Origin of the sequence: Pseudofrankia coriaricola (assembly GCF_001854805.1) — a bacterium.
Classification (GTDB): domain Bacteria; phylum Actinomycetota; class Actinomycetes; order Frankiales; family Frankiaceae; genus Pseudofrankia.
Genome location: NZ_MBLO01000114.1, coordinates 49,200 through 64,760 on the forward strand (window position 1 = coordinate 49,200; position 15,561 = coordinate 64,760).

General features: G+C 71.8%; 8 protein-coding genes. 5 read left to right on the plus strand and 3 right to left on the minus strand.

Features of this window, described 5'->3' with window-relative positions; all coding sequences use genetic code 11:
* Positions 1 to 29: 29 nt before the first annotated feature.
* Positions 30 to 911, minus strand: a complete 882-nt coding sequence (locus BCD48_RS16985; protein ID WP_241841790.1) for an SAM-dependent methyltransferase — start codon at positions 909 to 911, stop codon at positions 30 to 32.
* 172 nt (positions 912 to 1,083) lie between these two features.
* Positions 1,084 to 5,562 carry a diguanylate cyclase domain-containing protein gene (locus BCD48_RS16990; RefSeq protein ID WP_071049370.1) on the minus strand — a complete coding sequence of 1,493 codons (4,479 nt, stop codon included), beginning with the start codon at positions 5,560 to 5,562 and terminating at the stop codon, positions 1,084 to 1,086.
* A gap of 477 nt (positions 5,563 to 6,039) precedes the next feature.
* Between BCD48_RS16990 and BCD48_RS16995 the strand changes: the two genes are divergently transcribed.
* From BCD48_RS16995 to BCD48_RS17015, 5 genes are all read left to right on the plus strand, one after another.
* Positions 6,040 to 7,731 carry an FAD-dependent oxidoreductase gene (locus BCD48_RS16995; RefSeq protein ID WP_071049371.1) on the plus strand — a complete coding sequence of 564 codons (1,692 nt, stop codon included), beginning with the start codon at positions 6,040 to 6,042 and terminating at the stop codon, positions 7,729 to 7,731.
* 42 nt (positions 7,732 to 7,773) lie between these two features.
* Positions 7,774 to 9,087 (plus strand): cytochrome P450, encoded by a 1,314-nt coding sequence (locus BCD48_RS17000; RefSeq protein WP_241841791.1) that lies wholly within the window; start codon positions 7,774 to 7,776, stop codon positions 9,085 to 9,087.
* A 259-nt stretch (positions 9,088 to 9,346) separates the two neighbouring features.
* On the plus strand, positions 9,347 to 10,777 hold the full coding sequence (locus tag BCD48_RS17005; RefSeq protein ID WP_083418766.1) for an NAD-dependent epimerase/dehydratase family protein: 1,431 nt from the start codon (positions 9,347 to 9,349) through the stop codon (positions 10,775 to 10,777).
* Between the two features lie 312 nt (positions 10,778 to 11,089).
* Entirely contained in the window at positions 11,090 to 12,481 is a 1,392-nt protein-coding gene (locus tag BCD48_RS17010; protein ID WP_071049373.1) for a restriction endonuclease subunit S, read from the plus strand.
* Positions 12,478 to 14,058 carry a type I restriction-modification system subunit M gene (locus BCD48_RS17015; protein WP_241841792.1) on the plus strand — a complete coding sequence of 527 codons (1,581 nt, stop codon included), beginning with the start codon at positions 12,478 to 12,480 and terminating at the stop codon, positions 14,056 to 14,058. Before BCD48_RS17010 ends, BCD48_RS17015 begins: the two co-directional genes overlap by 4 nt.
* Positions 14,059 to 14,312: 254 nt before the next feature.
* Here BCD48_RS17015 and BCD48_RS17020 read toward each other — a convergent pair whose 3' ends face one another.
* Positions 14,313 to 15,329: a magnesium and cobalt transport protein CorA gene (locus tag BCD48_RS17020; protein WP_241841793.1), complete on the minus strand. Its 1,017-nt coding sequence runs from the start codon at positions 15,327 to 15,329 to the stop codon at positions 14,313 to 14,315.
* Positions 15,330 to 15,561 lie beyond the last annotated feature (232 nt).

Sequence of the window (15,561 nt, forward strand, 5' to 3'; positions counted from 1 at the left end):
AAGGCGACTGAGCTCCCGGGCCGGGCGGGTCAGGCGGGCTTGTGGCCGACCCCGGTCCAGATCACGGTGGACTCGGGCTCGTCGGCCCGCCACTTCGTGGCCAGCACGACGCCGGGCTCGAGCAGGTCCCAGCCGTCGAAGAACCGGCCGATCTGTTGCTGCGTCCGCGCGTGGAAGCTGCCGGTGGACGCCTCCCGCATCAGGGCGTACGCCGCCGCCAGGTCCTCCGCCGGGACGTTGCCCGAGGGGGCCTCGGTCGCGATGGCGGGATGGGTGAAGACGAAGAAGCTGCCGGGGGGCATCGCGTCGGACAGCGTGCGCACGATCGAGTACGGGTCATCGCCGTCCGGCACACAGTGCATGATCGCGATGAGCATCAGGGCGACCGGCTGGCTGAAGTCGAGGACCTCGGCGGCCTTGGCGAGGATGTCGGCCGGCTGGCGCACATCGCCATGCACGTAGGTGGTGCTGCCCTCGGGTGTGCTGGTGAGCAGCGCGTGCGCGTGCGCGAGCACGATCGGGTCGTTGTCCGCGTAGACGATGCGGCTGTCCGGAGCGGCCCGCTGGGCGACCTCGTGCGTGTTGTCCGACGCGGGCAGGCCCGTGCCGATGTCGAGGAACTGGCGGATGCCGTGCTCGGCGGCGAGCAGGTGCACGGCGCGACGCAGGAAGGAGCGGTTGGCGCGGACGCTCTCGGTGACGGCGGGCATCGCGGCCATGACCGCTTCGGCGACCTTCCGGTCGGCCGGGTAGTTGGTCTTGCCGCCGAGCCAGTAGTCGTAGACCCGGGCGATATGCGGGAGGTCGGTGCGCAGGTCGATCGGCTTACCGTCTGGCCCGAGGACCGTGCCGCCGGACGCGACCGACTCGAAGTTCCACGACCCGTCCCCAGCGACGTCGCTGTCGGTCACTGACTCCCGCTCCTCTCGCGCACCCACCGGTGTCTCGCCGGATGCCGCCGGCGTGATCATCGGCAGGCTACGCCCAGCTCGTAACCTATACCCAATTGCGACGCATACGATGCGGGCTACGCCGCATCGTGAACGTCTGGCTGTTTGGGGCGGGCCCGGTCATCCGGCCTGGTCACCGGTCACGCCGTCGCGGGGCGCGTCCATCGGCTCCGGCGAGCACGGCGCTCCCTCGGCCGCGGCGTTTGGCGTCGTACATGGCGAGATCGGCGGCGCGGATGATCCGCAACGGGTCGGGGTAGGCGGTGGAGAGCGCGGCACCGATCGTCGCGGCGACCGTCAGTACGGCCACCTTGGTCCGCAGTGGCTGGCGCAGCGCGGCGAGGATCCGCTCGGCGAGCTCGACGAGCTCGCCCTCGTCCGTGTTCGCGACGAGGATGCCGAACTCGTCGCCGCCGAGCCGCGCCACGGTGTCCCCCGCCCGGACGGTGGCTTCCAGCCGCAGCGCGACGATCTCGAGAACCTCGTCGCCGGTGCCGTGGCCGTAGATGTCGTTGACGGGCTTGAAGTTGTCCAGATCGACGAACAGGACGCCGAATGGCGAGGCGCCCGTCTCCCAGGCACATCGGGAGGGCGACGCGCCGGCGGACGCGGTCGGGACGCCGCTGCCAGCCTCGGGTCCGGAGCCGCCGGCGGCGAGATCATGCCCGTCTGGCCGCTCGGCACACCGCCTGGCCGCCCGCAGGACGGCCTCGTCGAGACACCGGTCGAAGGCGACCCGGTTGGGCAGGCCGGTGAGCGGGTCGCGGTACGCGGCGGCGGTCAGCTCGTCCTGCAGCGCCTTGCGCTCGCCGATGTCGTGACAGGTGATCAGGACACCGGACACGTCCGAGCCGGGCGCCGTCGTCAACGCCGACGCGGTGACGTCGAACCACCGGTGCCGGCCGTCGGCGGTACGGAGCCGAACGTCCTGCAGAGTCTCCGGACCGGGCCGCCCGGCCCCCGCGGCCGGCGACGGCGCCGCCGCGGAGGGCGGTGAGGCCGCCGGGGCACGAGGCGAGGCGGGCGCCCCGGTGGGCGGCGGCGGTGGTGGCAGCCTGCCGGCCGTGGCCCGGACGAACGTGCACAGCCGCGCCGCGTCGTCCGGATGGGCGAGGTCGGCGACGTCGTGGCCGGCCCAGTCGGTGGTCCGCTGGTCGAGGAGGCGGGTCACCGATGGCCCGACGACGCTGATCCGGCCGTCCGGGGCGGCGACGGCGACGATGTCGTGAGCGCCGCGCAGCAGCGCCTCGAAGCGGTCGACATCACGGCGCAGCACCCGCCGGCGACGGTCGTCGGACGCGGCCACGGCGATCAGCGTGAACGCGACGATGCCGAGCAGGAGCCCGAGCCCGGGCAGCGAGCTGCCGAGGTCGTCGAAGACCGCGGCCCGGTCTCGTTGCAGGAGCGTGTAGTAGCCGGGAATCCGGCCCGTCGGCATCGCGAGCGAGATCAGGCCTGGGTCGGCCGAGCGCACGGAGGTCGCCTCGCCCTCAGGGGGGAGCCGGCTCAGCGTCGCGGGGTCGACGACGCGACGCCCGATGAAGGTGTTGTCCGAGCCGAAGCCGACGCGTCCGTTCTGGTCGACCAGTTCCAGGGAGCCCAGCGAGGCGAGCGACTGGAAGATCACCGTCGGTAGCCCGTGGTGCGCCGAGCGGCCGATGGCCAGTACCGCGACGGTCCTGCCATCGCGGATCACCGGCTCCAGTCCGTACACCCGCTCGGTCCCCGTGGAGTCGGCGGTGACCGGGGTCCACTGAGCCTGGCCCGCCACGACCGAGCGCCACAGCGTGCCTCGGGTGTCTACCGGCATCGTCGCCTTCGCTGGAAGCGCCGAGAGAATCTGACCGTCAGGCGAGGTCAGCAGCAGATCGGTGTCCGGGCCGCCGATGGCGGAGGCCGCGAACCGGCGCAGGATCTCGCGGTCGATCGTGGGGTTCGTGAAGGTCCACGGAGCGGCCGAGACGAGTGGCACCAGCCGCCCTGGCTCCAGGATCGTCGCCGCGGAGTCGTTGAACGCCGCCGCCACGGCACGGTTCTGGGCGAGGGCGGCGGCGCGCGCGGTGCGCTGGGCATCGGCCTCCTGACGCAGGCCGATGCCGAGGATGCCCAGCAGGAGCGCCGCGACCGCGAGAATCGGGGCAAGGGAGCGCAGCCATCTGGGCCAGGCCCGCCGGCGGCGACCGGCCATCGGAGCGGCGAGTCTGGCGCGGCCCGCGGCGGCCCGGCGCGGCCCGCCTCCGCGCGCGGAGGCGTCGTCCCGCGGCGCCGGGCCCGCCGTGGCCGGCGCTGTCTCCGCGGCCCCGGCCGCGGCCCGCCGCGACACCGTCGCCGGCCGCGCTGACGGCGCCGACGGTGGCGCCGAGCCGGCCCGCGGCGACGGCTGAATGGCCGCCGCGGCCGCCTCGGAGAGGGCCGCGGCGGGGCCGGTGATGGGGGCGAGATCCGGTGCGAACACCGTGCGCGGTCCGTGGCCGGCGCGCTTTGCCTCGTACATGGCCTGGTCCGCGGCCCGCAGCAGCGCGTCGGCATCGGCGGGGGAAGCGTGGCCGTCGAGAGACGGCGTGCTCAGCGCGACACCGATGCTGGCGCGGACCTGCACGCGGTCGGCCTGGTGCGCCGAGGCGACGCCGGCCCCCGTGTCCGGCGGGGGCAGGCTGATCGGCCGGGCGATGGCCGTGGCGAGACGCTCGGCGATCAGCCGCGCGGTCGCGGGTTCGGCCTCGCGCAGCAGCGCGCCGAACTCGTCCCCGCCGAACCGACAGGCAAGGTCGTCCGGGCGCAGGGTGGCGACGATGCGCTGGGCGACGACCCGCAGCACGTGGTCGCCGACGGCGTGGCCGTGCCTGTCGTTGATGGGCTTGAAGTCGTCGAGGTCGATGAACAGCAGCGCGTCCCGCGTGCCGTCGACGGCGGACGTCGTGAGCGCGCCGGCGAGGTGGGCGAGGAAGGTCGCGCGGTTGGGCAGGCCGGTCAGGGGGTCGTGCCGCGCCTTGTGGGCGAGGCGGTCCTGAAGGGCCTTGCGCTCGCCCACCTCGTGGCATGTGATGACCACCCCGCCCAGGTCGTGGGCACCGCGTTCGTCGACGGCGGTGAGATCGAACCACCGGAAGTGCTCCGGGTCGGTGTCCGTGGCCGCCTCCGCGCCCGAGGCCGCCTCCGCGCCGGTGGCTGGCTCCGCGCCGGTGTCGTCAACCGGGGCGGATCCGTGCTCGGCACCGTTCGTGGCGCGCAGCCGGACGTCGACGAGCGTCGTTTCGCCTGGCGAGAGGCACGCGAGCGATGCCGCCACCCGGTCGCGGTCGTCGGGATGGACGAGGTCGAGCAGCGGCCGGTCGACCCACTCGGCGTCGGCCTGGCCCAGCAGCCGCCGTGCCGATGGGCTCATGAACACCACGGTCGAACCGTCGCGGACGAGCACGATCACGTCATGGGTGTTGCCGAGCAGGTTGTGCAGCCGGGCGCGGGCCCGGCGGGCTCCTAACTCGCGTAATGCGCCGAAGAGGACCAGCCCGAACACCGACCCCCCGAGCACGCCGACGAGCGTGTGGTTCCGGCTGGCCTGCTGGTCGCGCAGGTCGCCGTAGAGCTGCTCGTTCGAGGCCTCGAACACGGTCACATAGCCGGTGGTCAGCTGTGCGGCGGCGATCACGGTTCGTTCGTGGCCGTCGGCGCCGCGCGTCTGCCAGACCTCGGAATGGCCTGGTCGCAGGCCCGTCAGCCGGGCCGGGTCGACGATGCGTCTGCCCACCTCGGTCGGCGCCCACGAGGAGATCGCGACACCGTCGCGGTCCACCTGGGACAGCCCGCCCGCGCCGGCGCCGTTGCCCAGCACGCCGAGGCGCTCCTGGAACCGCTCACCGGCGGTGTCGATGGACAGCGAGACGAGCACCGCTCGCGGCTCGCCCTTCCCAGCCGCGAAGCCCTCGGTGGGGCTGCCGCCGGCGTGGGCCGGGGCGAGCGCGGCGCGGACCTCCTGGCCATCCACGTCGAATGCCGAGGACCAGCCGGGCTCGCCGCGCAGCGCGTCCCCCCAGGCGGAGCCCAGCTGGGCGGTGGGGATCGCCGCGCCGTCCGGGCGCGCCGCGATCACCCGTCCCGACGTGTCCAAAAGGGCGACGGCCACCGTCGGGTTGCCGGTTGGCGTGAGGTCGAAGGCCGCCAGCAGATCGGCGTCGTGGGCCGGATCGGTCAGGCTGAACCCGGCGCCGTCGACCATCGTCTGGAGAGTCGCTGGGTCGTCGGTCTGCGACCGGTAGTTCGCGATGCTCTCGACGAGGTCGACCCGGTTGGCCCGGCGGCCGTGCTCGGCGTTGCCAAGCTGCCAGCGCCCGACCAGCACGGCGGTGAGCGCGAGCAGCAGGGCGAGGACGGCACCGGTGATGAGGGGAACGGCCCGGCCCAGCCGGCCCGCCCGCCACGGTCGGTTCCGCCGCCACCGACCCGGGTGGTCATCCTCGCCGAATCGGCCACCCGCACCGCGCTGGGCGCCGGTGCCTTTGCCGGTGCCGTCATCCGTATGCCACCTGCGCGACAGTGACGTCGCGATACGTGTCCATGCGGGGGCCGTGAGCCTCGCGTCGGCGGGCTTCGCCGACTGGCTAGTCGAGACCATGCGGGTCGAGGCCGTGCCCCCTCCGATTCCGGAGGCGCTGGACGTCCACGTTTTCATGGAGATCGCTGCCTGTACGCGAAGGACTACATCAAGTTACGGGAATGCGTACCCTCAGGCAAGCTCGGCGACCCTCGGGACAGTTCACCGGCCGGGCACCCCGACGGCACGTAGGTCGTCGCGACCGGGACCGGGGACCGGGATCGAGACTGGGACCAGGATCACCGGCCGCCTTCCCGGGATTCTCCAATGAGGCAATTAATCTCATGGCCGCCATCGCCCGCTATGCCGCCATGAAAGCCTCCGGCCGTAACAGCCATATCCGACGTGGGGCGGCGAATATGCCCGCGGAACATCGGAAACTCGGAACGATGGAAGCCACGGAACCGGTGGCCAGGTTTTTTCCGGCGGCGCCGGGCAGGAGTCCGGCAGCGTCGGGGTCGGGGCCGTCCCCGAGCCGAGGTGACCGGGGGACTTCTCTTGAGACTCGTCGTTGACCTCACGCGCTGCCAGGGATATGCGCAGTGCGCCTTCCTCGCGCCGGACGTGTTCCACATGCAGGGGGACGAGGCGCTCTGGTACGACCCGGAGCCCGACGACACCCGGCGAGAGCAGGTTCTCCGGGCGGCGGCCGCCTGCCCGGTCCAGGCGCTGCGGGTCGAGCCGATCCGGGTGCGCGACCGCGTCGGCGCGGGTCCGCCGCTTCGCGCTGGCGCCAGCGGTGGCACTGCCACTGGCGGCCGCACTGCCACTGGCGGCCGCACTGCCACTGCCGGCCGCACTGCCACTGCCGATGCCGACGGCGATGCCATGAGGCGGGCCGCGCGAATCGTCGTCGTCGGCGTCTCGGTCGCCGGCCTGCGAGCCGCGACGGCGCTGCGGCGGGAGGGCTTCACCGGCCCGCTGACGCTGATCGGAGACGAGCCGTGCGAGCCCTACGACCGGCCGCCCCTGTCCAAGCAGGTCCTCGACGGCTGGGTGCCGGGCCGGCGGACCGCCCTGCCTCGGCCCGATGACCTCGACGCAGAGTGGCGGCTCGGCGTGCGCGCGACCGGCCTCGACCTGGCCCGCAAGCGGGTCCTGCTCGCGGACGGCGAGGAGGTCGAGTTCGATCGGCTGCTGATCACCACCGGTGCGCGGGCGCGACCGTGGCCCAATCCAGCCGAGGCGGCCCTGGACGGCATGTTCGTCCTGCGTGGCCGGGACGACGCCGCCGGCCTGCGCCAGCGGCTCGCCGCCGGGCCTCGCCGGGTGCTGGTCATCGGCGCCGGCTTCACCGGGTCGGAGGTCGCGTCGTCGTGCCGTGGGCTGGGGCTGCCGGTGACCGTCGCCGAGCGGGGCCCCGCGCCGCTCGTCGGGGCGCTCGGGCGAGCGGTCGGCGCGGTCGCCGCGGACCTGCACCGCGACCACGGCGTCGACCTGCGCTGCGACGTCACGGTCACGGCGCTGGAGGGTGACCGGGCCGGCCGGCTTCGCCGCGCCCACCTGTCGGACGGCACGTCGCTCGACGTCGACGTGGCCGTCGCCGCGCTCGGCAGCGTCCGCAACGTCGAATGGCTCCTGGACTCGGGGCTCGGGGCCGGGCCGTGGGGAGTCGGCTGCGACACCGGGTCGCGGGCCTTCACGGTCGACGGCATGGTCTGCGACGACGTCTTCGTCGCGGGAGACGTGGCACGGTTCCCGCACCCTCTCTACGACTTCCAGTTCCTCGCGCTCGAGCACTGGGGCAACGCGGTCGCGCAGGGCGAGATCGCGGCTCACAACATGATCAGCCCGCAGACCGAGCGCTGGCCGCACCTGGCCGTGCCCAGCTTCTGGTCGACCCAGTTCGGTACGGAGATCAAGTCCGTGGGCGTCCCCACCTTCGCCGACGAGGTCGTCATCGCGCAGGGCTCGACCGCGGACCGCCGGTTCATCGCCGTCTACGGCCACCGAGGCCGGGTCACCGCCGCGGTCGCCTTCGACCAGGGGAAATGGCTGGACTTCTACCAGGGCCTGATCGAGCGGGCAGCGCCGTTCCCGCCGGACTTCCGCCGCGTCGACCAGCCCGCCCGGCGGCCCGTGCCGGCGGAGATCCCCGACCGGCCGGCGCTCATCCACGAGGCCACGGTCATGGTGACCGGACATGACCCGTCCGCGCGGCGCGCCCGGTTCGTCCACGTGGGCCGCTGAGTGAGCCGGCCGCACACCGTCGACAACTCGGAGGGCCGCCCTATGGCTATGGCGCCGGTCAGCGTCTTCGACCAGATTCTCGACCACAGCAACCGTGCCAATCCGTACCCGCTCTGCGCCGAGCTGCGCCGCACACCGGTCAGCCGGGCGGATGACGGCGGCTTCGTCGTGAGCACGTACGCCGAGATCGTCGCGCTGCTGCACGATCCCCGGCTCAGTTCGGATCTTCGCAACCGCGCGGACCACGCGGCCGTGGCCCAGGACGAGGCGGCAGGGCCGCTGCCGCCGTCGTTCATCGCCCTCGACCCGCCAGAGCACGACAGGATCCGGCGGCTGCTGACCCGGCACTTCGGGCCGCCGCACAACCCTGGACGGATCGTCCGGCTGGTCCCCGAGATCGCCGAGATCGCCGGCGGCCTGGTGGACGGCCTCGCCGGGCGCGGCCGGGTGGACCTCGTCGACGAGTTCGCCTACCCGCTCCCGGTCACGGTCATCTGCCGGCTGCTCGGAGTGCCCCGCGAGGACGAGCCGCGCTTCCGCGTGTGGGCCGACGCCGTGGTCGAGGCCACCGACCCGGCCACCGGCGACCTGGCCACCCGGCGAGGCCGGCGCACCAGGGCTCTGGCCGAGCTCGGGGAGTACCTCGGCGACCTGGCCGACGCCCACCGGCGCGACCCCGGCGACGACATCCTGTCCGGGCTGGCCACCGACTCCGACACCGACGTGGGGGGCCGGCTGTCGCGCGGCGAACTGATGGTCAACGCCGCGCTTCTCCTCATCGCCGGCCACGAGACCACCGTCAACCTCATCGCGAACGGCATGCTTACCCTGCTGCGCCATCCCGACGTCGCGCGCAGGCTGGCCCGGCAGCCCGACGTGGCCGGCCGGGTGGTCGAGGAGGTGCTGCGCCACGACCCACCGGTGCAGTTCCTGGGGAACCGCGGCGCCCTCGACGAGATCGAGGTCGCCGGCACCGTCATTCCCCGCGGCGCGCCCATCACCCTGGTGCTCGCCGCGGGCAACCGCGACCCCGCCCACGTCGCCGACCCCGACCGGTTCGACCCGGATCGGCAGTACATCGAGCATCTCGGCTTCGGCGGGGGAGTCCACTACTGCTTCGGCGCCCCGCTGGCCCGGCTCGAGGCACAGATCGCCCTGACGGAACTCGCGCGCCGGCTGGAGAATCCCCGGCTGGCCGCCGACCCGCCGCCCTACCGGCCGAGCCCGCTCCTGCGCGGCCCTCGCCATCTGCTGGTCACCGTGGACGGCGTCACCCCGGCGCCCCCGCCGGCGGGCGGAGCCCGGTCAGCCGGCCGGGCTCGCCCTTCGACCGCTTCGCCGGCGGCCGTCCGGTGATCTTCCGCGCCGAGGTCGGGCGAACGTTGCCGGGGACGGCGTCAGGCGCGCTCGCCGCCGGTGCCGGCGAGGGTGCGACCGATCCGCTCACCTGATGCCGCGTGCCGCGTGCCGCTGGCCGGTGAGCCGCGGTGCCCGCATGGCCATCGGCTGCCGGGTTGTCCGCCGGCGCGACGGTGCGTCAGAACTCCGCCCGCCCAGAACTTCTATGGCATCCTGTGACATTCCTTGACATCCTCGAGCCGAGGAGCTGGACGGCGTGGGCGGCAGGCGGCGGGTGTTTCTCACCGGGGCGACCGGAAACTGGGGCCGCTGCGTCCTGCGTGAGTTCGCCGACAGGGCCGACCGGTTCGACGTCGTCGCCCTGGTGCTGCCGACCCGGCGTGAGCGAGAAGTCATCGGCGAGTTCGCCGGCATGCCCAATCTGCGGGTCGCCTGGGGCGATCTGACGGACTACGGCGCCGTCGAGCGGTGCGTGCGCGGCAGCGACCACGTCCTGCACCTGGGCGCCGTCGTCTCGCCGCTGGCCGACGACCATCCCGAGCTCACGCGCCGGGTGAACGTCGGCGGCGTCCAGAACATTGTCAGGGCGGTGCTGGCTCAGGAGGACCCCACGGCGATCGGCGTGGTCATGGTCGGGTCGGTCGCCGAAACCGGCGACCGCAACCCCCCGCACCACTGGGGCCGGGTCGGCGACCCGCTGCGGGTCTCCCGGTTCGACGAGTACGGCCAGAGCAAGATCATTGCAGAGCGGGTGCTGATCGAGTCCCGCCTGCCGCGCTGGGTGTGGCTGCGCCAGACGGGGATCTTCCATCCCGGGGTCCTGGAGATCCGCGATGCCATCGTGACCCACGTGCCGTTCGCGGGGGTGATGGAATGGGCGTCGGCCGAGGATTCCGCCCGCCTGGTCGCCAACATCTGTGAGGACGGCGTGCCCGAACGGTTCTGGAGCCGGGTGTACAACATCGGCGGCGGTGAGCCGTGGCGGCTGACCAACTGGGACCTGCAGGTCGGCCTGGCCGGTGCGCTCGGCGTGAAGGACTTCCGGCGCTGGTATGAGCGCAGCTGGTTCGCCACTCGCAACTTTCACGGCCACTGGTACACCGACTCGGACGACCTGGAGAACCTCGTGCCCTTCCGGCGCGACACCTTCGACGGCGCGCTTGCCCGCGCCCTGGGTGCCGCCCCGCGCACGGTGCGCCTGGCCGGGAAGGTGCCGGCGGCGATCGTGAAGAACTTCGTCATCGGTCCACTGACGCGGCAGCCCAGGGGCACCATGACCTGGATCCGGGACAACGACGAGGCGCGGATCCAGGCCTATTTCGGCTCCCGCGCGGACTGGGACGCCATCGGCGACTGGTCCACCTTCCAGCCGCCGGCCCCGGACCGGACCCCGCGTCTGCTCGACCACGGCTACGACGAGACGAAGGACCCGGCCGCGTGGAATCGCGCCGACCTTGCCGCGGCCGCCGACTTCCGCGGCGGCGAACTACTGTCCCGGACGGTGACGACGGGCGATCTCTCCACGCCACTGCGCTGGCGCTGCGTCGACGGGCACGAGTTCGCGGGCAGCCCCCGGCTCATCCTCACCGCCGGGCACTGGTGCCCCGAATGCGTCAGGGACCCGGCCGGCTACCCCAGGCAGGCGGCCGCCAACCGCTTCCTCGCCCAGATCGAGCCCACGCCCTAGAGCCACGCCAGCGAAGGGCCTGTCCGGCCCTCGATCATTCATGATCGCCACGGCGTGTTGTCGCAGTCGTAATTTGGCCCGATCCACGACTGCGGCGACACGGTAGTGGTGATCTACCAGTCATTGGCGGAGGCGGCACCGGGGCACGTCGCGTGTGCCCGGCCTGATCTCACTCATCAGGTATGAACTGGGTGTGGACGACGCCCCGCGGCCGTACCGGGACACGGCCGACGAACGCTTCGAAGGCTGGATCCGACGCCGGCGTCAGGCCGGTGCCGACCTCACCGACGACCAGCTCTGGAGCGCGGTTTCGTGACCCTTGTCCTGAATCCCGTCGACATAGTCGCCGAGGCGGAGCGCTCCGGTGCTCCCGGCCTGCTGGGATGTCACGAGGCCTGGAGGCGTGTCCCGCTGGCGGACGTGGCGGATGTGCGGAACGGTTTCGCCTTCAAGGCGGGCCTCTTCAACCATCATGGCCATGGCATGCCGCTGATCCGTATTCGAGACGTCGGTCGGCTCGCCAGCGACACCTATTATTCGGGTGAGTACGAAGAGGGATACACGGTCCGTACCGGGGACATGGTCGTCGGAATGGACGGCGATTTTCGGGTGGCCGTCTGGCGTGGCCCCGAGGCGCTTCTCAACCAGCGGGTATGCAAGATCTCCGTTCGTGATCCCGATGTCTATGACCCAGGTTTCCTGCTGCATGTGCTGCAGGGCTATCTCGACGCGATATGGGCGAGAACCTCGTCGGTCACCGTCAAGCACCTGTCGTCGCGGAGCGTTCAGCAGATCCCTCTGCCCCTGCCTCCGGTAGGCGAGCAGCGCCGCATCGTCGAGGCCCTCGAAGACCGCCTCTCCCGCCTCGACGCGGCGGTCCGCGAGATCGAGAACGCCCGCCTGAAGACACGCTCGCTGCGGAAGGCCATCCTGCTCACACTGGTGCCGGAGGACCCGCCGGCGTCGTGGTCGGTGACGACGACGGGCGAGGCCGGAGTCATAGAGCTCGGCCGGCAGCGCCATCCGGCCCGGCACCACGGCCCCGAGATGCGGCCGTACCTTCGGGTCGCCAACGTGTTCGAGAACCGGATCGACACCGCCGACGTCAAGGAGATGGATTTCTCGGGAGTCTTTGCCAAGTACCGGCTCGAGCCGGGCGACGTGCTCCTGAACGAAGGGCAGAGCCCGCATCTCGTCGGCCGGCCGGCGATCTACCGGGGTGTCCCCGAGAACGTCGCCTTCACGAACAGTCTGCTCCGGTTCCGCGCCCGCCCCGACGTGCTTCCGGAATGGGCACTGCTGGTCTTCCGCCGGCATATGCACTCGCTCCGCTTCATGCGCGAAGCCCGAATCACCACGAACATCGCCCATCTTTCCGCGAAACGGCTGGCCACGGTAGAGTTCCCTGTCCCACCGCTCGACGAACAGAAGCGTCTCGTCGGTGTCTGTGACGAGCTGATGAGCGGCGCCGACGCCCTGGACCGCGCCGTGCGGAGTGGTCTGAACAGGGCGGCCCACCTTCGGCGGTCGCTCCTTGCCAGCGCCGTCAGCGGCCGGCTCGTGCCGCGGGACCCCGCCGACGAGCCCGCCCCCGAGCTGCCCGCCCGGATGGGCGACGGGCACCGGGCGGTGACGCGCGGCCGACGGAGAGCCGCCGCCACCGCGCCACGATCGATCCCCGTTCCCCAGGAGATTCCACTGTGACCCCCGCATCCGCGATCCCCGCATCCGCCACCCAGGCGCGTACTCGGACGAACGCGCTGGTCGCGAAGCTGTGGAACTACTGCAATGTGCTGCGGGACAACGGGCTGTCGACGATCGAGTACATCGAGCAGCTGTCGTACCTGCTGTTTCTGAAGATGGCCGACGAGATCGCCTCCGACCCGTTCACGGAGGAGGAAGCGATGGCTGTCGTGCCGTCCGCCTACGACTGGAGGTCGCTGGTCCGGCTACAGGGCGAGGCGTTGGAACAGCATTACCGGGACATTCTCGGGGCGCTCGGCAAGGGCACGGGTACGACGCTGTCCACGATCTTCGCGGAGGCGCAGAACCGGATCACCAAGCCGGCGCTGCTGGAGAAGCTGGTCAAGGATCTGATCGGCAGGGATGACTGGACGATCCAGGGGACCGACCTCAAGGGCGACGCCTACGAGGGGCTGCTCGCCAAAGGCGGCGAGGACACCAAGACCGGCGCCGGGCAGTACTTCACCCCGCGGGCGCTGATCGACGCGATGGTCGCCGTCACCCAGCCACGGCCTGACGACACGATCTCGGACCCGGCCTGTGGCACCGGCGGCTTCCTCATCGCCGCGCACCACCACATCCGGGAACACCACCTGGGTGATCTCTCGCGCGACGAGCGGCTCGCGCTCGGCGCCGGGCGGATCCGGGGCACCGAGCTGGTCACCGGCACCGCCCGGCTCGCCGCGATGAACATGCTGCTCCACGGCATCGGCGATGCCGACGGCCCGTCGTTGATCACGGTGGACGACGCGCTCGCGGAGAAGCCCACGCGGCACGCATCACTGGTCCTGGCGAATCCGCCGTTCGGCCGGAAGTCCGCGATCACCGTCGTCGGCAACGACGGCAACGTGGAGAACGAGGACATCGCCTACGACCGCGACGACTTCCGCGCCACCACGACGAACAAGCAGCTGAACTTCCTGCAGCACATCATGTCGCTGCTGGCGATGAACGGCCGGGCGGCGGTCGTCCTGCCGGACAACGTGCTGTTCGAGGGCGGCGCCGGCGAGAAGGTGCGCCGGCGACTGCTCGACGAGTTCGACCTGCACACGATCCTGCGGCTGCCGACCGGCATCTTCTACGCCGGCGGCGTCAAGGCCAACGTGCTGTTCTTCGAGAAGAAGCCGCCGCGCGCGGACGGCGGCCCGAACACCTCGACCGTCTGGGTCTACGACTTCCGCACGGGCAAGCACTTCACGCTGCGCCAGCGCCCGCTCCGCCGGGACGATCTGGACGGCTTCGTCGAGAGCTACCTCCCCGGCAAGCCCCGCGCCGAGCGGGTCGAGTCCGAGCGCTTCCGCCCCTTCACCTATGCCGAGCTGATGGCCCGCGACAAGGTCAACCTCGACGTCACCTGGCTGCGAGACCCCTCTCTCGACGACGCCGACAGCCTCCTTCCCCCAGCTGTCATCGCCCGCGAGATCGTCGAGGATCTTCAGGCGGCACTGGCCGAGTTCGCGGCAATAGCCGAATCGCTCGACAACCCCGTGGGCGGGGCCTCCGAGCCAATCCCCCCTCGGCTGAGTCTCGCTGAGTAGCCGTTCCGAAGGCTGAACGATCCGCGGTGGCACCGCTGGAGCGCTGGCCTGTTCGTCGGCTGGTCGCGCCGTTTATGGCGCGGCCAGCCCGATGAACTCGGAGGAACCTGGGCCCGACACGGCTGTCAGACCGCGAAGGGCGGTGGCAGGGCCGATGCGCGCCGCCAGGCCGCCGCCTGCTGCCGCGGGTATCGCGGTGGGGTGGTGCCAGTAGCCGGTGACGCCGGGACACGCTCAGCCCCTGTGGCTCGGTCTCACAGCCAGTCGTTGCGTTTGAAGACGAGGTAGAGCAGGGCGCTGACGGTGGCCATGAACGCCAGGGCGGCGGGATAGCCCCAGACCTGGCGTAGCTCGGGCATGTGCTCGAAGTTCATGCCGTAGATGCCCGCGGTCGCGGTGGGGACGGCGGCGATGGCCACCCACGCGCTGATCTTGCGCATGTCCTGGTTCTGGGCGACGGAGACCTGGGTGAGGGTGGCCTGCAGGAGGGAGCCGAGCAGGTCGTCGAATCCGGCGATCCGTTCGGTGACGCGGTGCAGATGGTCCTCGACATCGCGGAAGTAGCTGCGCACCTCGGGCGGGACCAGTCCGGCGGCGCCGTCCGGGTCGGCGAGGACGCGCAGCGGGGCGGCCAGCGGCAGCACGGCGTGCTTGAACTCGACGACCTCCCGTTTGAGCAGGTAGACCGCTCCGGCGTCGGGAAACCGGGCCCGGTGATCGAACACGGCGCTTTCGAGCGCGTCGATGTCGGTTTCCATCAGGTCGGCGACCTTCAGATAGTCATCGACGATGTGGTCGGCGATGGCGTGCAGCACGATGGCCGGGCCGCGGGCGAGCAACTGGGGGCGGGCTTCCATCCGGGCGCGCAGCGTCTGCAGCTCGCCGTGCGCGCCGTGACGAACGGTGACCACGAAATCGCGGCCCAGGAAGACCATGATCTGCCCGGTCTCGACGATCTCCGCGGTCGTGGAGACGTTGTCATGGTCGACATAGCGGATGGTCTTCAACACGGCGAACAGGGTGTCGTCGTAGCGTTCCAGCTTGGGTCGGTCGTGGTTCTGGGCGGCGTCCTCCACCGCGAGCGGATGCAGCCCGAACGTGGCCGCCACCGCGGCCAGGTCATCCTCCGACGGCTCATACAGGCCGAGCCACAGGAAGCTGTCCCTCCCGGAGCGCACGGTGCGCAGCGCGGCGTCGAACCCGTGCGGATGCGGGTCGCGCTCGCCGTGGCGGTACACCCCGCACGCCACGACCGCGTCGCGCGCGCCCAAGGGGGGTCCTTCCAGGCTGGACGTGCGACGTCGAGGATGGACCAGCGACACCGGCCTGCGCAGGGCGTCGCCTAACCGCGCGGCACCTTCTCTGACCGTCGTTGCCGGACCCGATATTGGACGACGCGACCTCGGCGGGCGGTCCTGCTCCCAGCTCACGCGGAAAGCCTACGGCGGCCGGCCGGCCGGCCATATCGCCGCGACCGTCACATCCCAGCTTTTACCGGCGGTC

Coding starts and splice junctions, on each gene's coding strand:
- BCD48_RS16990 (WP_071049370.1), bottom strand. CDS start 5,562: ATGGTCTCGACTAGCCAGTCGGCGAAGCCCGCCGACGCGAGGCTCACG.
- BCD48_RS17000 (WP_241841791.1), top strand. CDS start 7,774: ATGGCTATGGCGCCGGTCAGCGTCTTCGACCAGATTCTCGACCACAGC.